Source organism: Yinghuangia seranimata, from assembly GCF_029953285.1.
Lineage (GTDB): Bacteria > Actinomycetota > Actinomycetes > Streptomycetales > Streptomycetaceae > Yinghuangia > Yinghuangia seranimata.
In genome coordinates this window covers 155,019-172,754 of record NZ_JASAOI010000019.1, presented here as the reverse complement: position 1 = coordinate 172,754, position 17,736 = coordinate 155,019, and the positions used below count along the sequence as shown (strand labels likewise).

The window sequence follows — 17,736 nt, the reverse complement described above, 5'->3', positions numbered from 1 at the left end:
CGGCGGCAAGGCGTCCGAAAGTGCGCGTCGGGCGGTTCGGCTTCCGCGTCCACCCCCGTGTCGTCCTCGCCAACACAGGCCTCGTCGCGGTCGGATTCGGCCTGCTGGTCGCGTCGCTCTGCTACGGGACGTACACCAACCTCTCCGTATCCCAGGTGCTCGGCGCCCTGTTCGGCGTGGGCCCGGACGACGCGCATCTCGTCGTCCGTGAACTGCGGCTGCCGCGCGCGTTGACGGCAGTGCTGGTCGGCGTCGCGTTCGCCCTCGCAGGGGCGTTGTTCCAGGCGGTGACGCGGAACCCGCTGGCGAGCCCAGACCTGATCGGCATCTCCGCCGGGGCGGGGGCGGGTGCCGTCTCGACGATCCTCTTCGGGGGCGTCACGGCGGCCGGGGCGGCGACCTACGGGGCCGTTCCCCTCGGCGCGCTGCTCGGAGCGCTGCTCACGGCCGGGCTGATCTACGTGTTCGCGTACCGGGGCGGCACGGTCACCGGATACCGCTTCGTCCTCGTCGGCCTCGCCGCGCACGGCGCGTTGGTGGCGCTGACGCGCTGGATGCTCGCGAAGGCCCACATCGACCAGGCGTCGCGGGCGATGGTGTGGCTGACGGGCAGCCTGAACGGGCGTGACTACACCCACGTGAAGTGGGTCGGGCTGGCGCTGTTGGTGCTGGTCCCGCCCGTACTCCTGCTCGGACGGGCCTACCAGCTCCTGCAGTTCGACGAGGACACCGCGCGAGGCCTCGGTGTGCGGGTGGGCCCCGTGCGGATCGTCCTCCTCGGCATCGCGACGTGCCTCGCCGCCGTGGCCGCGGCCTCCGCCGGCCTGGTCGGCTTCATCGCGCTCGGCGCGCCCCAGATCGCCCGACGCCTCACCGGCCGGGCCGAAATCCCACTGCTGGCAAGCGCGTTGACCGGCGCGGTGCTGATGCTCGCGGCCGACCTGATCGGCCGGACCCTGTTCTCCCCGACGGAGATCCCCGTGGGCGTCGTGACCGGCGCCGTCGGCGCGCCGTACCTGATGTGGCTGTTGGCGAGGACGAACCGGGCGGGCCGAGGCGGCTGATGCCCCCAGCGGGGGCTAGGTAGCCGTGCGGGTCCAGCTGAGTACGGGAGCCCTGCCGCGTTGTTACCGTCGAGTACGAGGCTTGACCCATGCAGACGAATCCATACCAGCCGTGGCCCGGCGCGCAGCCTTGGAACGAACCCCACCGTGAACGGGGCGGGGTCGGCTGGCTCGTCATGGCGGTCCTCGTCCAGTTGATCGCGATCCCGGTGAACGCTTGGCTGGGGTTCTGGGCCTTCGGGAACATGGCCATCGTCGACTGTCAGTCCGACTCCGGCCGCGAGGCATACTGCGGCGCGCACCCTGGCCACATCCTGGCCACGGCGTTCCTCTGCGGTGTCCTCTCAGGGCTGCTGTCGGTGCTGGCCGGGGTCCTGTCGGCCCGCCTTCGCGTGACCAAGAGTGCCGCGCTGATCGCCTCGATCGTCCTGGCCGTGGTCGCGAACTCGCTTTTGCGTTCCGTCCCCAGTCCCTGAGCGCCGCTAGGCTGCCGCGATGAACCGTGTAAGCGATGCGCCCGAGAACAGTGCGGAGTTCGCCGAACCCGCCCAGATCAACGACTACGACGGATTCGCGGAGGCGTACGCGGAGGAGAACGAGAACAGCCTCGTCAACGCCTACTACGAGCGCCCCGCGATGCTGGCCCTCGCCGGAGACGTGGCCGGCCGCCGGGTCCTGGACGCCGGTTGCGGCTCGGGTCCGCTGTCCGCCGCGCTGATCGACCGCGGCGCGGTCGTCACCGGTGTCGACGCCAGCGCCGGGATGCTCGCGCTCGCCAAGCGGCGGCTCGGCGACGACGCGGACCTGCACCAGGTCGACCTCCGCGACCGACTGCCGTTCGACGACGGCGCGTTCGACGTCGTGGTCGCCTCGCTGGTGCTGCACTACCTGGAGGACTGGGGGCCGCCGCTGGCCGAGCTGCGGCGCGTGCTGCGGCCTGGCGGCCGCCTGATCGTGTCGGTGGACCACCCCTTGGTGGCCTACATGCACGGGGATCCTCGGCCGGACTACTTCGCGACGACCACCTACGGCTTCCCCTGGACGTTCGGCGGGCAGACGGTCCAGATGAGGTTCTGGCGCAGGTCGCTGCACGCGACGACCGAGGCCTTCACCGCCGCGGGCTTCCGCATCTCCGCGATCACCGAGCCGCAGCCGGACCCCGCCGCCCGCGACCTGTTCCCCGAAGGCTTCCAGGACATTTCGAGCAGGCCCTGTTTCCTGTTCCTCGTCCTCGAAGTGCCACCGCTCGGCTAGGAACCCCGACGCCCCGATGATCACCAGGCGCTACGGTGGCCTGATGGCATCGATCAGGAAAGTCCAGGTCACCTTCGACTGCGCGGACCCCGAGCGCGTCGCCCGCTTCTGGTGCGAGGTATTGGGGTACGTCGTGCCGCCTCCGCCGCAGGGGTTCGCCACCTGGGGCGACTACGACCGCTCGCTGCCGCCCGAGCGCCAGGGCGCGGGGTTCGCCTGCATGGACCCGGCGGGTGAGGGCCCGCGCCTGTACTTCCAGCGCGTCCCCGAGGGCAAGGTCGTCAAGAACCGGGTCCATCTGGACGTACGGGTCGGCACCGGCCTCGTCGGCGCGGAACGCCTCGCCGCCCTCGAGGCCGAGTGCACCCGCCTGGTCGCCCTCGGCGCGGTCCGCGGCGAACTCCTGATCGCCGACGAGTACAACGAGTCGTGCCAGAACATGCAGGACATCGAGGGCAACGAGTTCTGCCTCGACTGACTCACGCCCGGCGACGCCGCCAGTAGGCGACCGTCAGGACGGCCAGGAGCGGGCCCCACAGCATCAACGGGGTGTAGCAGGCGTAGAACCACAGGCTGCCGAGGCTCGCGCCCTGGCCGGGGGCGTCGGCCGGGAGGTCGTCGCCGCGGATGGTCGTGCCCAGGACCGTCGTGATCGGGGTGACGAGCGTGAACATCGCCGTCAGCACGGTCGCCGCCAGGGCCGCGGGAACCACCGCGAGCCGCACCGGGACACGGCGGCCGTGCAGGCCCGGGATCCACGTCGGGAACACCTCGCCCCAGCGGGCGACCAGGCCGACGGCCGTGAACGCGAGGAGCTCGGAGACGACGGACAGCGTCGGGATGTACAGCCGCTCGCCCGCGCTGATCCCGCTGTCGAAGACTGCCGGCAACCGCCAGACGCTGGACGGGAGTACGACCAGCGGAACCGCGTACGCCAGGCGTCGGGTGCGCGGCGAGACGCCGGGCAGGGGCTCGTGCGCGGCCTTCCACGCGGTGCGGAGTCGTCCGCCGTTGACGGGGGTGGCGATGGCGCCGTGGGACATGCGGGTGTCTCCTCGATCCGGCGACCCCGGTGGGTCGTTCCGCATCGAAGATCGCAGCCGGCGGGTGCTCGGCGGATCACTCGGCGGGCGCAGTCGGTCTCGGCCGCTGGGTGGAGTGCCGTCGGCACCTTGAGAGTTACCGGTCAGGTCTCGGGTAGACGTGAGGTCGACTCCGCGCCGGACCGACGTGACGCCGTGGGTGCACGTCTCCACCTGGGCCGACCTCGTCGGCGGGGTCACCCCGAGCCAACCGCCCTTCGGGAGCGGGACTTCGCACGCTCTGCTCTTCCGCGTCGTGCACGCCGAGCCACGCCTGGACGCGCTCCCTTCCGGGTTGGTGCCCTTGCTCGCCCGCTGCCTCACGAAGGCACCGGCGGACAGGCCGAGCGCGCACGCCGTCGGGGCCGCGCTCAGGCGGTGCCGCCCGCTCCCCGCCCGCGGCCCTCCGCCGAGGAGTTCGCGACCGTGGACGGCGGCCCGCCCGTCTTCCGGCGTAAAATACGCAATCCGGCGATCTGGACCGCTGTGGTCATCGCGCTCTGCGTGCTCCTCAGTCCGGACCCCACCGTGGCCGCGATGACCTCCGCCAGCGCGTTCGTCTTCGGCTTCCTGCCGAGCCTGGTCAAGTCCCTGCCCCTGCTCGTGCGCAGTTCGATGAGCGCCGATGCCCACGGCCTGCGGTTCCGTCTGGGCGCGAGCACGCTCGACGTGCCCTGGGGCGAACTGTCGTCGATCTCGTACGTTCGCCAGGGCCGCACTCTCCGTCTGACAGTGCTGTTGCGGCCGGGCACGGCGATCCGGGTTCCGGCCCCGCTGCGCAGGCGGGGCGCCCAGGACAGCCGCGAGGCCGAGTACCTGCTGATCTCCTGGTCGCAACCCGAACTGACCTCCCGCACAACCCGGTTGCACGCCACACTCGCCGCCAACGCGGTCCACGCCTACCATCCCGGTGCGGTCTGACGCACACAGCCGTCCGTCGGCGCACCGGTTGCGCCCGGCCGGGGCAGCGTGAAAAGTAGATCGTGTCCGTACGCGTGCACCGTCGAGCAGTCGGCTCCGGTCACCGTAGGGCCGCCGCAGCGGCCCTGTCGGCGGCGGCCGCACCACAAGTCCTCACGCACCGGGAAGCACCATGCCTTCATTCGCCAGGCGACGGATGACCCGCATCGTAGGCACGTCCTGCCTCGCGGCCGTCCTCGCAGTACCTTCCGTGGCGGCTGCGGCGACGCAGGACGCCGCGGCACCACCCGAGCCCGCACCGGCCGACACGACCGCGCCTCCGAATCCGTACTCGCCGCAGGCGCCCGGGACGACGCAGGTCCCGAAATCACTCAATCCGCAGTCGCCCAAGACCGGGGCGCCCTCGGGCAAGATCACCACCACGACGAAGCCGGGTACGACCACCTCCGGCGGCACGACGACGTCGGGCGGCCCGACCCAGAACCTGGTCCCGGCGGGCACGCAGCAGGAACTGCAGGATCAGATCAACAAGCTCGACATCCCCGAGGCCGACAAGCAGAAGCTCAGGGACGCCCTGCAGGCGGCCACCGACGCGGCCGCGAACCCCAACCTCTCGCCAGCCGTCCGCCAGGCCAACCAGGCGATCGTGCTGGGCATCAACGCGACCCTCAAGGCGCTTCAGGACCCGAAGACGCCGCCGGCGGACAAGGCGTTGCTGAAGCAGGCGCTCGACGGGGCCAACGCCGCGCTGCGGTTGAGCCAGGACCCGAACGTCGCCGCCGCGGACCGGACCTTCTACCTGCAGCTCTCGCAGTCCTTGAGCGGGATCGTGACGACGATCAAGAACCCGAACCTCACGCCGCAGGTCCGGCAGGCGATCGAGACGCAGGTCAAGATCCTCAGCGCCGGCCTGGTCGCGCTCGCCGACCCGAAGACGGCACCGAAGAAGACCGAGGACAAGCAGAAGGTCCAGCAGGTCATCCAGCAGCAGACCCAGGCGCTGCAGGTCATCGCCGACCCGAACTCGACGCCGCAGCAGAAGGCCGCCGCGCAGCAGGTGCTGAACACCCTGGCCGCGGCGCCGCAGGACCCGAAGTACCTCGAGTTCCTCGATCAGATCAAGCAGTACGACCCGCCCAAGGCCTGCACCGACGCGATCCAGTCGCGCACCGCGCAGGCCGGCTGGCCGGACGGAGCCCTCTGGGGCCTGTCCGACGACGCCTGCAAGGACACGCTCACCAAGGCGGTCGCCGACACCAACAGCAAGTGGAACCAGCTGTTCACCTGCGTCCAGAACCAGGCGTTCTCGACGTGCACGGCGTACATCCCCGAGGACTGACGCCGACACAGCTCCGCGCAAGCACCTGTGCCCGGACCGGGATCCCGGTCCGGGCACGGGCGTTCGCCCAACGCCGTGATTCGGCGGTGCCGCGGCGGATCAGCGCCCCTTGAACTCCGGTGTCTTCCGCTCCGCGAAGGCACGCGGCCCGATCTTGGCGTCCTCGCTCAGGAAGACGCGCATACCGATCTCGGACTCGATCTTGAACGCCTCGTCCTCCGGCAGCTCGTCGGTCTCGCGGAGCACCCGCAGCACGGCCTGGACCGCGATCGGGCCGTTGGCCGCGATGGTGTTCGCGATCTCCTTCGCCTTCTCCAGCGCCGTCCCGTCGGGGACGATGTGCGAGATCAGGCCGATCTCCTTGGCCTCCGGCGCGTACAGGTGACGCCCGGTCAGGAGGATGTCCGCCGCCACCGTGTAGGGGATCTGACGCCGCAGCCGCACCGCCGAACCGCCCAGCGGGAACAGCCCCCACTTGACCTCGGACACCCCGAACCGCGCCGACTCGCCCGCGACGCGGATGTCGGTCGACTGGAGGATCTCGGTGCCGCCGGCGATGGCCGGACCCTCGACCGCGGCGATGAGCGGCTTCTTGAGCGTGAAGCCCTTGAGGATCCACTTCATCACGGACATGTCGAGCACGAGCTTCGTCCCGTCGCCGTCGCCCTTGAAGGCGTCGCCCGGCGAGCTCTTGCTCATGTTCTTCAGGTCCGCGCCCGCGCAGAACGCGCCGCCCGCGCCCGTCAGGATGACCGCCCGGATCTCGGGGTCCTCGTTGACGACGTCCCACGTCTCCTCGAGGATCGCCATCATCTCGCCGGTCAGCGCGTTCTTCGCGTGCGGCCGGTTCAGCGTGATGACGAGGACGTGGCCGTCGCGCTCGACGAGGACGGGGGGTTCGGTCGGGGCGTTCTCTTCGGTCATGGCTTCGACTCTCCGGAAAAAGAAGGGGTGTTCAGCGCGGCGGGCGCGGCATGCCGAGGCCGAGCATCGCGATCATGTCCCGCTGGATCTCGTTCGTTCCGCCGCCGAAGGTGAGCATCAGGCAGACGCGGTACATCTGTTCGACCTTGGCGCGGATCCGCCCGCCCAGGTCGTCCTCGTCGGCGGGCCCCTGCAGGTAGGCGACCTCGCCCAGGATCTCCATGAGCATCCGGTACGCCTCGACGTACAGCTCGGTCCCGAACACCTTCGTCGTGGACGCCTGCGCCGGCCCGAAGCGGGCCCCGTGGTCCGCGCCCCACGCGGCCTTCCAGTTCAGCAGCTTGAGGTACTCGGTCCGGGCGTGGAGTCGGCCGAGGTTGAGCTGCACCAGCGAGCGGTCGATCAGCCTGGTGCCGTCCGGGAGTTCAACGGACGAGGCCCAGCGGTGCGTCTGGTTCACCAGCAGCTGGAGCCCGTACGCCGAGCACAGCGCGACCCGCTCGTGGTTCAGCTGACCGGTGATCAGCTTCCAGCCGTCGCCCGGCTCGCCGACCAGCGCCGAGGCCGGGACGCGCACGTTGTCGTACACCGTCGCGGTGGTGACCTGCCCGCTGAGCGTCGGCACCGGCGACCACGAGAACCCCGGCGTGTCGGTCGGCACGCAGAACACGGACAGCCCCTTGTGGCGCGGCTGTTCGGGGTCGGTGCGCACCGCGAGCCAGACGTAGTCGGCGATGCTCGCCAGCGACGTCCACATCTTCTGCCCGTTGATGAGCCACGAGTCGCCGTCGCGCACCGCGCTGGTGCGCAGCGCCGCGAGGTCGGTTCCCGCGTCCGGCTCGGAGTATCCGATGGAGAAGTGCAGTTCGCCCGCCAGGATCTTCGGCAGGAAGAACGCCTTCTGCTCCGGGCTGCCGAACTCCATGATCGCGGGACCGACGCTGTTGAGGGTCAGCAGCGGGATGTTCGCGCCCGCGCCCATCGCCTCGTCGTGGAAGATCAGCTGCTCGATGTTGGTGCGGTCCTGCCCGCCGTACTCCTTCGGCCACCCGACGCCCAGCCAACCGTCCTGCCCCATGCGGCGGATGACCTTGCAGTACGCGCTGTCGCGGTCCAGCGCCTCGCCCTCGGCGGCCGCCTGCGCGCGGATCTCCGGAGTCATGATGCCGGCGAAGTACGCGCGCAGTTCGCGGCGCAGCGCCTCCTGCTCCGGGGTGTAGGCGATGTGCATACGACCTCCGTACGTCGGTGGGTTCGGCGGGGAAAGGGGGACGGGGGACGGAAGACTCAGGTCTCGCCGCGGTCGGCGCGCAGCTTCTGGTACGAGTCGCGGAAGCGGGTCAGCAGCGCGCCGAGCCGTTCGCGTTCCTCCGGGTCCCAGTCGCGCCACACGGTGGCGATGTCGCGCAGCCACAGCTGCCGGACCCGTTCGCGGGCCTCCTCGCCGGCCTCGGTCAGGCCGAGCAGGACGGCGCGTCCGTCGCGCGGGTCGACGTCGCGGCGTACCAGGGCGTGCTCCTCCAGCGGCCGGATCTGCCGGCTGGCGGTGGACTGCTCGACGCCGAGCCGGTCGGCGATCTCCTTGACGCCGAGCGGGCCGTGCCGGTGCAGCACGAACATGATGGATATCGCCGAGCGCGGCAGCGCGAGCCCGGTGGACCGCTCCAGGCGGGCGCGGTAGGCGGGCGTGCGGTCGACGTCGGTGACCAGCGTGATGAACGCGCTGACCATGGCTTCCGCGGAGTCCTCGGGGAACGGCCCTTCCGGCATGCGCGGATGCTTGCATGCATGCAACCAAGAGACAAGGGGCATCGGGGGCGCCCGCCGCGCGGCCCGACCCGATAAATCAATCGACTGTTTGAATCCTGCTTGCGGCCCGGCGCCCGGACCACTAGAACCGGGTACCGGCAGACTCCTCCAGAACGGCGAGGTTCCGGCGATGACCACCGCACAACCGCCGCGCGAGTTCGGCAACCTGATCGACGGCAAGATCGTCCCCGCGGCAGACGGCGGCACGCTCGACTCCGTCGCCCCCTCCACCGGCACCGCCTGGGCGCGGATCCCGCGGTCGCGGTCCGCCGACGCCGAGGCGGCCGTCGCCGCCGCTCGGGCCGCGTTCCCCGCGTGGTCCGCCCTGCCGCCCGCCCGCCGTGCCGCGTACCTGCGCGACGTCGCCCGCGTCGTCGCCGAGAACGCGGCCGAACTCGCCGAGATCGAGGCCCGCGACAACGGCCGCATCATCCGCGACGTCCAGGGCGGCGACCTCCCCGGCACCGCCTATATGTGGGGCGCTTTTGCCGGCGAGTGCGACGCGGCGGTACGCGGCATGAGCACCCAGGTCGGCCCCACCACCCTCGGCCTCACCCGGCGCGAGCCCTACGGCGTCGTGCTGGGCGTCATCCCGTGGAACGCCCCACTGCCGACCTTCACGGCCAAGGCGGGCGCCGCGCTCGCCGCCGGCAACACCGCGATCGTCAAACCCGCCGAGCAGGCGTCGGCGTCGTCGCTGCGCCTCGGCGAACTGCTCGCCGACGTCCTGCCGCCCGGCGTCCTCAACGTCGTCGCGGGCCTCGGCGAGGAGACCGGCGACCCGCTCGTCCGGCACGCGGGCGTCGACCGGGTCAGCCTCACCGGGTCGACGGCGACCGGGCAGGTGGTCACCCGCGCGTCCGCCGACCACCTCAAGCCGCTGGCCCTCGAACTCGGCGGCAAGTCACCGAACATCGTGTTCGCCGACGCCGACCTGGACGCCGCCGCGGTCGGTGTCACCACCACGGCCGTGTTCACCGGAAACGCCGGGCAGATCTGCTACGCGGGCAGCCGCATCCTCGTCCAGGACGCCGTCCTCGACGCGTTCCTGGACCGCATGCGCTCCGCCGTCGCCGGCATCGTCCTCGGCGACGCCCTGGACCCCACGACCACCATGGGCCCGATCGTGTCCGCCGAGCAGTACGCGCGCGTCACCGGTTACGTCGACGCCGCCCGCGCCGAGGGCGCCGAGACCGTCTTCGGCGGACGGCACGGCGCGGCCCTGTTCCCGGACGGATCGCCGCTCGCCGGCGGCTACTTCGTCGAGCCCACGCTGTTCCGCGTCGCCGACAACGGCCTGCGGATCTGCCGCGACGAGGTGTTCGGGCCGGTCGCGACCGTCATGCCGTTCGCCGACGAGGCCGAGGCCGTACGGATCGCCAACGACACCTCGTACGGCCTCGCCGCCGGCGTGTGGACCCGCGACCTGGCCCGCGCGCACCGCATGAGCGCGGCCCTGCGCGCCGGCTTCGTCTGGGTCAACACCTATCGTCGGCTCGGCGGCGGGCTGCCGTTCGCCGGCGTCGGCGACAGCGGCTACGGGCACGACTCGGTGCTGGAGAACACCCGCGAGAAGTCGGTGATGATCGAGCTGGGCCCGTGACTCAGCCGACCTGCACGCGGTCGTAGCTGGGGTCGGACCGTTCGCCGAGGTACTCGACCCAGGCCGTCTTCGCGCACGCGTAGTGCGTCGCGGCCTCGACGAGGTCGAGGAAGTTCGACACCGTCGTCGCGAAGCGCTCCCGCAGCAGCGGGTCGGCGAGCTCGCCGTCGTCGGAGAACGAGGTGTGCGCCTGGGCGAGCGAGAACATGTCCGGGTAGACGCGCGCGCCCAGGTGTTCGAGCGGGATCCGCAGCGCCCACAGCCCGCGGTTGCCGCCGGCCATCGAGGGCGAGGCCGACATGACCAGCGCCTGGCGCTCGTTGAACGGCTGGGGTCGGAACCGGGACGTCCAGTCGATCAGGTTCTTGAGCCCGCCCGGCATCGAGGCGTTGTACTCCGGCGCCACGATGACGAAGGCCTGCGCGTTCTCCAGGCGCTCCTTGAAGCGCACGGCGCCGGGCGGTACGCCGTCGGCCTGCTCGGCGTCGCCGTCGTAGGCGGGCACCTCGAAGTCGGCGGTGGTGGCGAAGTCCACGGTGGCCCCGTTGGCCTCGACCGCGCGGGCGGCCAGGCGCGCGAGCTTCAGGTTCCACGACCCGCTGCGCGCCGACGCGGACAGGACGAGGAGGCTGAGCCCCCGGCCGCCGGGCACACGGGTCGGGGGCGCCGGGGGGACGGGCTCGGGCATGGCGGACCTCCGGGGACGGACGCGTGGATGAACGTGGTCCCCGCGCGTACCCGTGCCCCGGCCGCGTCATGCCGGCCTTACCCGGAACGCCGCCTCCAGAGGCCCGGGCACGGCAGAATCTCACACAGTCGTTTGACTTGATTGTGCCGCCTCGGTGCGCTTGGCTTCCCTCCTGGTCGGGGGGAACGGCCGCACACCAGGGGGGAAGCCGTGGCGCAATCGGGCGGGGGCGCCGTGCTGCGGGACCGCACGGCGGTCGCCGGGGTCGGCTGGACGGAGTACACGAAGAACTCCGGCGTCAGCACCCTCGCGCTCGCCCTGCGCGCCGTCCGGGCGGCGCTCGACGACGCCGGACTCGAGCACTCGGACGTCGACGGCGTCGCGTGCCACCGGGTCGGCGACTCCGCGTCGGCGGTGCTCGTCGCGCACGTGCTCGGGATCCGGGACCTGCGCTTCCACCTCGACATGTTCGGCGGCGGCGGGACGTCCCACCAGGTCGTCGCCCAGGCCGCGCTCGCCGTTGCGTCCGGCATAGCGGACACCGTCGTGTGCTGGCGGGCCGTCAACGCGCGCTCCGAGTTCCGGATGGGCGGCACCGGCCGCGCGGCGCCCGACGCGCCGGAGTTCCAGTACCAGCTGCCGTACGGATACGCCACGCCGCCACAGCAGTTCGCCATGCTCGACCGCGCCTGGCGGCACGCGCGCGGCGCGACCGCCGAGGACCTCGGCCGGGTCGCGATCGCCCAGCGCGCGCACGCGGCGCTCAACGACCGCGCCATGATGCGCAAGCCGCTCACGATGGACGAGTACCTGTCCTCACGCCTGATCGCCGACCCGCTGCGGCTGTACGACTGCTGCCTGGAGACCGACGCCGCCGTCGCGCTCGTCGTCACCGGCGCCGAGCGGGCCCGCGACCTCCGGCAGACGCCGGTGCTCGTGTCCGGCGCCGCGACCGGCGGCGGACACACGCTGTTCTCGAACGGCCGCGCCGACCCGACCGTCAGCGCCGCGGCCGACCTGGCGCCGCGCCTGTACGCGGCGGCCGGCATCGGACCCGAGACCGTCGACGTCGCCGAACTGTACGACGCCTTCACGTTCCTGGTACCCCTTCAGCTCGAGGACTACGGCCTCGTCCCCCGCGGCGAGACCGGCGGCTTCTACGCCGACGGCCACGCCTCGCTCGGCGGGCGCCTTCCCGTCAACACCCACGGCGGCCACCTGTCGGAGGGCTACGTGCACGGCCTGAACCACGTCGCCGAGGCCGTCACACAACTGCGCGGTACCGCGGGGGAGCGGCAAGTGCCGGGCGCCGAGGTCGCACTGACGACCGGTCAGCCCGGCTACGTCGGCGGCACGTCGTCGGCGCTGGTGCTGCGGAGGGACGGATGAGCCCCGTGCGCCCGGTCGTGGACCGGGACTCGGCCGAGTGGTGGGCTCTCCTCGCGACGGGCGTCCTGGCGTTCCAGCGGTGTTCGCGGTGCCTGCTGTGGCGCTGGCCGGCCCGGGCGCTGTGCAACGGGTGCGGGTCGCTCGCGTGGCGCTGGGAACCGGCGTCCGGCACGGGCGAGATCGTCAGCTGGATCGTGACGCGGCACGCGTTCCTGCCGGACGTGCCGGCGCCGTACGCGGTGCTCAGCGTGCGCGCGGCCGAGCAGCCCGACCTGTTGCTGCCCGGCGCGTACGCCGGTCCGCCCGACGACCCGCGGCTGGCGATCGGTGCACCGGTCACCGCCGAGTTCGTGCCCCTGACCGGCGAAGGAGCACCCGCGGCGCTCCTCCGCTGGAGCATTATTCAGTCATCCGCTTGATTTAATTATCTACCGGCGGCAGGATCCCCGGAGCAGCGCTCCCACCCCGAGGCAAGGCAGGTCTCGCGATGCGCAACGGATTCAAGGTCTTCGACGCGGACGCCCACGTGATCTACCCGCGCGACCTGTGGACGCGGTTCCTCGACAAGAAGCACGCGCAACGGTTCGGCAGGCGCCAGCCGTTCCCCGGGTTCGACACGTACAACCCCGTCACCGTCGACGGGCGCTGGACGCAGCACGACACGATCGTCTACGGCCGCTTCCAGGAGGCCATCAACTGGACGACCGACGACATGCGCCGCATCTACGGCGACGACCTCCTGCTCAACGGCTTCACCGGCGACCGCGTGGCCGCCGCGCTCGCCCGCGACGGCATCGACGTCGCGGTGGTCTACGGGCCCGAGTACGACATGTGGTTCGACGGTATCGACCCCGAACTGCAGGCCGCGATGGCCCGCGCCTACAACCGCTGGGGCCAGGAGATGCGTGAGACCTCGGGCCGGCGCGTGCACGTGTCCGGGCCCGTGCCGCTCGTCGACATCGGCCGCGCGGTCGAGGAGGTCGCGTACGCGTACGAACACCTCGGCACCCGGTGCTTCTGGGCCCGGCCGAACCTGTTCGACGGCCGCACCCTCGGCGACCGCTACTACGACCCGCTGTGGGATCTCCTCCAGGACCTCGACGTCGCCTTCGGCACCCACGAGTTCATGGGCCTCAAGGGCCAGTCGTTCGGCCACGACCGGTACAAGACGTTCACCGAATGGCACACCGTCGTCCACCCCTTCGAGACGATGGGCGTCATCACCTCGATGATCGTGCACGGCGTCTTCGAACGGTTCCCGCGCCTGCGCGTCGCCTACCTGGAGGCCGGCTGCGGCTGGCTGCCCAGCTGGCTGCACCGCATCGACGAACAGCTGGAGATGGCCGGCGAACGGGAGTTCCCCGAGCTCACCATGAACGCCACCGCCTACTTCAGGCGCAACGGCTGGATCTCCACCGAGTGCGAGGACCCGTTCGTCTCCGACGTCGTGCGCTGGATGGGCGACGAACGGATCCTCTTCGAGAGCGACTTCCCGCACCCTGACTCCAAGTTCCCGCACACCACCGAGGAGTTCCTCGGCCAGGGCGCCGACGTCCTCTCGGACGCGAGCAAGCGCAGGATCCTGTGGGACAACCCCGTGGCGTTCTACCGGTTCCCGGACTCCTACCTGCCCACGTCCTTCGCCGAAGCGAGTGAGAACGCATGAGCCCGCGCATCATCTCCGCCGACTGCCACGTCAACGAACCCCCGCACGTCTTCGACCGGGTGCCGGCCCAGTACCGGGACCGCACCCCGCGGATCATGCGCGGCACCGACGGCGGCGACGGCTGGAGCTTCGACGGCAAGCCGCCCAAGCGCACCTACGGCGTCGAGGCGATGGCCGGCCGCGCGAAGGACGAACACGTCGCCTCCGGAATGCGGTTCGAGGACATCCTGCCCGGCAACTACGACGGCGCCGCGCACGTCGCCGACATGGACCTCGACGGCGTCGACGTCTCCGTCGTCTACCCGGCCAACGCGGTCTTCACCTACCAGGCCGCGGACCGCGGACTCGCCCAGGCCTGCATGGCCGCCTACAACGACTGGATCCTCGACGAGTTCCAGGCCGCCGACCCCGCCCGCATCGTCGGCCTGCCCATGCTCCCCGTCGACGACGGGATCGCCGCGGCCACCACCGAGCTCGACCGCGTGCTGGCCGCCGGCGCCAAGGCCGCGTTCCTGCCCGGCAATCCGGTGCGGCCGTACCACGACCCGTACTACACCGACCTGTGGGCGGCGGCCGCGGCCAACGGCGTGCCGCTCACGTACCACCGCACCTTCGGCGGCAAGCCGCAGGAGAGCGACTGGGACAACATCGCGGACAACAACTTCAGCGCGGCCGGTACCGTGCACCGCTTCTTCAGCTCCACCCGGCAGCTGACCTACATGGCGCTCGGCGGCGTCTTCGAACGGCACCCCGGGCTGCGCCTCGTGGTCGGCGAGGTCAACTTCGGGTGGCTGCCGTTCTGGGCGCAGACCGCCGACGAGCAGTTCGAGAACCAGCACTCCATGGGCACCCTCAGCGTGACGCGGCCGCCCAGCGGGTGCCTCGGGGAGCAGGTGTTCGTCACGGTCCTCGACGACCGCGTCGGCTTCGACCTGGTGCGGTCGGGGGCGTACCCCTACCTTGCCGAGGCGGCGATGTTCTCCACCGACTACCCGCACAGCGTGTGCCTGTGGCCGAACACCCGCAAGATCGCCGACGAGCTGACCCGCGGCCTCGACGCCGCCGACGCCGAGGCCATCCTGTCCGGCAACGCGGCCCGGGTGTACGGAGTCTGACGATGTCCCAGGGGATCCGGCGGCCGCACCAGGCGGTCGACTTCGAGGAGGCGGCGCGGCGTTACCCGCCGCCGCCGGAGTACTTCGAGGGCGCCTACTTCGCGTCCGCCGACGAGATCGAGCGCGTCCAGCTCGCCCGGCTGCGGGCCCGCGCCGACCAGGCCTACCGGATCCCCTTCCACCGGCGCCGCTGGGACGCCGCGGGATTCGCCCCCGGCGACCTGCGGACGCTGGAGGACCTGTGGAAGGCCCCGGCGTACACCGTCGACGACATCCGCCGCAGCATCGAGGCGGCCCCGCCGTACGGCGACTACCAGGGCGTCCCGCCGGGCGACGCGGCGCGCGAACCGATGCGGCTGTACATGTCCGGCGGGACGACCGGCGCGTCACGGCCCACGTTCTACACGGCGTGGGACCGTGCCGTCGGCGGGATCCTGGAGGCACGGCAGCTGTACATGCAGGGCGTGCGGCCGGGCGACGTCGTCGTCAACTCGTGGTCGTACGGCACGCACAACGGGGCGTTCTCCTTCGACGAGGCCGCGTACCAGTGGCTCAACTGCGTCGTGATCACCGCCTCGACCGGCAACGTCACCTCCAGCCGGCGGCAGGTCGAACTCGCCCTGGAATACGGGGCGACGGCGATCCTGACGACCGGCGACTACGTGCTGCGGCTCGCCGAGGTCGTGCGCGAGATGGGGCTCGACCCGCGAACCGACCTCGCCCTGAAGGCCGTTCCGAACATCGGCGACACGGCGCTGCTGGAGGAGACCTTCGGGCTGCCGTGCTACGCCACGTACGGCTTCCACGAGGTGCAGACCGTCGCCGTCGAGTGCGAGGCGCGGGACGGGCTGCACGTCTTCGAGGACGCGTTCGTCGTCCAGGCCGTCGACCCCGAGACGGGGGAGCGGCTGCCGGACGGCGAGACCGGCGCGCTGGTGGTCACCGAGCTCTACAAGACCGGCAGCGCGCAGTTCCGCTACAACATCATGGACCTCTCCTACGTGATGCCCCGTCACCAGTGCGCGTGCGGCTCCTGGTTGCGCAAGATCGGGCCCTTCGCCGGGCGCGGCGACAACATGGTCAAGCTGCGCGGCGTCAACCTGTGGCCCGAGGTGGTCGGCGAGGTCGCCACCTCGGTGCCCGGCACGACACCCGACTACTTCGTACGCGCGATACGGGAGGGCAACCGGGACGAGCTGGTCGTGCACGTCGTCGCGGAGGGGGCCGGGTCGGCGGCCGACGGGCTCGCCGCTACCGTCGGGCAGACCTTGCGGGACCGCTTCGGCGTCCGCATCCGCGTCGAGATCGCGGCCCCGGGAACGCTCGACGCGTGGACCGGGGTCGACGTCTCGCCCAAACTCAAGAGGTTCCGTGACGAGCGTTGAGCGTGCCGCCGGTGAGCGCGGCCCGGTGGTCGACTACCTGTGCAACGCCTTCCTGCCCGACCGGCAGGCCTTGTGGGACGAGGCGATCGCCGCCACGGGCGTCAACGTCCGCGTCCGACGCGGGCCCGACGAGGCGTTCTGCACGCCCGAGGGCATGGTCGCGCGGATGGACGCGCTGGGCGTCGACACCGTCCTCGTCCCGGCCGGCGACCTGTCGGCGCACGCGGCGGTGGACCCGCGCGACTACGACCACTTCGCGTTCCGGTGGCACGAGTACGACGAGCTGACCAAGCATCACCCGGGGCGCTTCGGCGCCCTGTTGGTCGTCGACCCGGCGCGCGGCTTCGCCGGGGTGCGGACCGCCCGGGAGCGCCTGGAGACCGACCCGACCGTCGTCGGCATGTATCTCCACACGCACAGCTGGGACCGGCGCTTCGACCACGCCGACTACTACCCGTGGTACGCGCTGTGCGCCGACCTCGACGTGCCGATCGCCATGCAGGCCGGCACGTCCGGCGGGCTCATGGCCAGCGAATGCGGGCACCCCATCGGCATCGACCGCCCCGCGCTGTACTTTCCCGGCGTCAGGTTCGTGCTGTCGCACACCGGTTGGCCGTGGGTCGACGAGGCCGTCGCGCTCGCGCTCAAGTTCCCGAACGTCTACCTCGGCACCGGCGCCTACCCGCCCCGGCACTGGCACCCGTCGGTCCACCGGTTCCTGGCCGGACCCGGGCGGCGCAAGGTGCTGTTCGGCACCAACTTCCCCACGGTCGCCCACGCCGCCGCCCTCGACCAGATCGCGGCGCTCGAGTTGCGCGACGACACCCGCGCGCGGCTGCTCGGCGGAACCGCCCGGGAGGTGTTCACCCGGCTTGGCAGGACACCCTAGGAGACCAGCATGAGAGCGGACTTCCCCCGGACCGGGCACATCGAGACGGGGCCCACGGTGGGCGCGGTGTACGGCATCCCACCGCAGCCGCCGGTGCCCGAGAACACCCGCGTCCTGGACGCCGGTGCGCTGTGGATCGGCGTCGAATACCGCGACGTCGACCCGGCCGCCCTGCGCACGACCTACGCCGGCAACGCGGCCCACCTGGCCGAACTGGAGGAGAAGTCCCCTCCCGGCGGCTTCTTCGACGAGGGCGTCTCGGTCCACGTATACGGCGCGGACGACGGCCACGAGTACCTGCGTTTCGACCTGTTCGACTCCGAGCCCCACTACCACTACAACCACCGCCCCGGCCCCGAAGGCAGCGTCGTCAACAACGTCGTCCCCTTCGACGTCACCGCGGGCGGCGACATGCTCGACTGGGCCTTCACCAGACTCCGCGACCGCCTCCCCCACATGCTGACGAAGGCCGGCGGCGAACACCTCGTCCCCCACCTCGACGCAGCCGTGCTGGAACCGGCCCTGACAGAAGCCCAGGCCCTGGCAGTAGCAGCCCGCTCGGCCTACCGCAGGGCGGCCCGACGGTGAGCGGCGAGGACGAGAGAGAT

General features: G+C 71.5%; 19 protein-coding genes. 14 read left to right on the top strand and 5 right to left on the bottom strand.

Annotation, left to right across the window (positions count from 1 at the left end; genetic code table 11):
• Positions 1-20 precede the first annotated feature (20 nt).
• The 4 genes from QI554_RS13660 to QI554_RS13645 all read left to right on the top strand — a co-directional run bounded on the left by QI554_RS13660 (position 21) and on the right by QI554_RS13645 (position 2,796).
• Positions 21-1,064: a FecCD family ABC transporter permease gene (locus QI554_RS13660; protein ID WP_281469735.1), complete on the top strand. Its 1,044-nt coding sequence runs from the start codon at positions 21-23 to the stop codon at positions 1,062-1,064.
• An 89-nt stretch (positions 1,065-1,153) separates the two neighbouring features.
• Entirely contained in the window at positions 1,154-1,540 is a 387-nt protein-coding gene (locus tag QI554_RS13655) for a hypothetical protein (protein WP_281469733.1), read from the top strand.
• A 19-nt stretch (positions 1,541-1,559) separates the two neighbouring features.
• The gene (locus tag QI554_RS13650) at positions 1,560-2,318 is read left to right on the top strand and encodes a class I SAM-dependent methyltransferase (RefSeq protein WP_281469730.1); all 759 of its coding nucleotides are present in this window, start codon (positions 1,560-1,562) and stop codon (positions 2,316-2,318) included.
• 43 nt (positions 2,319-2,361) lie between these two features.
• Positions 2,362-2,796, top strand: a complete 435-nt coding sequence (locus QI554_RS13645; RefSeq protein WP_281469729.1) for a VOC family protein — start codon at positions 2,362-2,364, stop codon at positions 2,794-2,796.
• Between the two features lies 1 nt (position 2,797).
• On the opposite strand, the gene QI554_RS13640 is transcribed toward QI554_RS13645, so the two are convergent.
• A complete protein-coding gene (locus tag QI554_RS13640; protein WP_281469727.1) occupies positions 2,798-3,361 on the bottom strand; it encodes a hypothetical protein in 564 nt (187 codons plus the stop codon).
• Positions 3,362-3,826: 465 nt separating this feature from the next.
• On the opposite strand from QI554_RS13640, the gene QI554_RS13635 reads away from it, so the two are divergent.
• Both QI554_RS13635 and QI554_RS13630 read left to right on the top strand, forming a co-directional pair.
• A complete protein-coding gene (locus QI554_RS13635; protein WP_281469725.1) occupies positions 3,827-4,321 on the top strand; it encodes a hypothetical protein in 495 nt (164 codons plus the stop codon).
• A gap of 196 nt (positions 4,322-4,517) precedes the next feature.
• A complete protein-coding gene (locus QI554_RS13630; protein ID WP_281469723.1) occupies positions 4,518-5,660 on the top strand; it encodes a hypothetical protein in 1,143 nt (380 codons plus the stop codon).
• Positions 5,661-5,759: 99 nt separating this feature from the next.
• Here the strand turns inward: QI554_RS13630 and QI554_RS13625 are convergent, their stop codons facing one another.
• Genes QI554_RS13625 through QI554_RS13615 form a run of 3 tightly spaced genes read right to left on the bottom strand, consistent with a single transcriptional unit; the run spans position 5,760 to position 8,354 of the window.
• The gene (locus QI554_RS13625) at positions 5,760-6,584 is read right to left on the bottom strand and encodes a crotonase/enoyl-CoA hydratase family protein (protein ID WP_281469721.1); all 825 of its coding nucleotides are present in this window, start codon (positions 6,582-6,584) and stop codon (positions 5,760-5,762) included.
• 31 nt (positions 6,585-6,615) lie between these two features.
• Positions 6,616-7,815: an acyl-CoA dehydrogenase family protein gene (locus tag QI554_RS13620; protein WP_281469719.1), complete on the bottom strand. Its 1,200-nt coding sequence runs from the start codon at positions 7,813-7,815 to the stop codon at positions 6,616-6,618.
• A gap of 56 nt (positions 7,816-7,871) precedes the next feature.
• Positions 7,872-8,354, bottom strand: coding sequence for a MarR family winged helix-turn-helix transcriptional regulator (locus tag QI554_RS13615; RefSeq protein WP_281469717.1), 483 nt, complete (start codon positions 8,352-8,354; stop codon positions 7,872-7,874).
• A gap of 169 nt (positions 8,355-8,523) precedes the next feature.
• Here QI554_RS13615 and QI554_RS13610 point away from each other — a divergent pair, with 169 nt between their 5' ends.
• The gene (locus tag QI554_RS13610; protein WP_281469715.1) at positions 8,524-9,996 is read left to right on the top strand and encodes an aldehyde dehydrogenase family protein; all 1,473 of its coding nucleotides are present in this window, start codon (positions 8,524-8,526) and stop codon (positions 9,994-9,996) included.
• Position 9,997: 1 nt separating this feature from the next.
• Here the strand turns inward: QI554_RS13610 and QI554_RS13605 are convergent, their stop codons facing one another.
• A complete protein-coding gene (locus QI554_RS13605; protein WP_281469713.1) occupies positions 9,998-10,684 on the bottom strand; it encodes an NADPH-dependent FMN reductase in 687 nt (228 codons plus the stop codon).
• 210 nt (positions 10,685-10,894) lie between these two features.
• On the opposite strand from QI554_RS13605, the gene QI554_RS13600 reads away from it, so the two are divergent.
• From QI554_RS13600 to QI554_RS13570, 7 genes are all read left to right on the top strand, one after another.
• Positions 10,895-12,073 carry a thiolase C-terminal domain-containing protein gene (locus tag QI554_RS13600; RefSeq protein ID WP_281469711.1) on the top strand — a complete coding sequence of 393 codons (1,179 nt, stop codon included), beginning with the start codon at positions 10,895-10,897 and terminating at the stop codon, positions 12,071-12,073.
• The gene (locus QI554_RS13595) at positions 12,070-12,492 is read left to right on the top strand and encodes a Zn-ribbon domain-containing OB-fold protein (protein ID WP_281469709.1); all 423 of its coding nucleotides are present in this window, start codon (positions 12,070-12,072) and stop codon (positions 12,490-12,492) included. Before QI554_RS13600 ends, QI554_RS13595 begins: the two co-directional genes overlap by 4 nt.
• A 68-nt stretch (positions 12,493-12,560) precedes the next feature.
• Positions 12,561-13,739, top strand: coding sequence for an amidohydrolase family protein (locus QI554_RS13590; protein ID WP_281469707.1), 1,179 nt, complete (start codon positions 12,561-12,563; stop codon positions 13,737-13,739).
• Entirely contained in the window at positions 13,736-14,854 is a 1,119-nt protein-coding gene (locus QI554_RS13585) for an amidohydrolase family protein (protein ID WP_281469705.1), read from the top strand. Before QI554_RS13590 ends, QI554_RS13585 begins: the two co-directional genes overlap by 4 nt.
• A 2-nt stretch (positions 14,855-14,856) precedes the next feature.
• Positions 14,857-16,239 (top strand): phenylacetate--CoA ligase family protein, encoded by a 1,383-nt coding sequence (locus QI554_RS13580; RefSeq protein ID WP_281469703.1) that lies wholly within the window; start codon positions 14,857-14,859, stop codon positions 16,237-16,239.
• Positions 16,226-17,128, top strand: coding sequence for an amidohydrolase family protein (locus QI554_RS13575; RefSeq protein WP_281469701.1), 903 nt, complete (start codon positions 16,226-16,228; stop codon positions 17,126-17,128). The genes QI554_RS13580 and QI554_RS13575 overlap by 14 nt, the downstream gene beginning before the upstream one ends.
• Positions 17,129-17,137: 9 nt before the next feature.
• A complete protein-coding gene (locus QI554_RS13570) occupies positions 17,138-17,716 on the top strand; it encodes a DUF7700 domain-containing protein (protein ID WP_281469699.1) in 579 nt (192 codons plus the stop codon).
• Positions 17,717-17,736 lie beyond the last annotated feature (20 nt).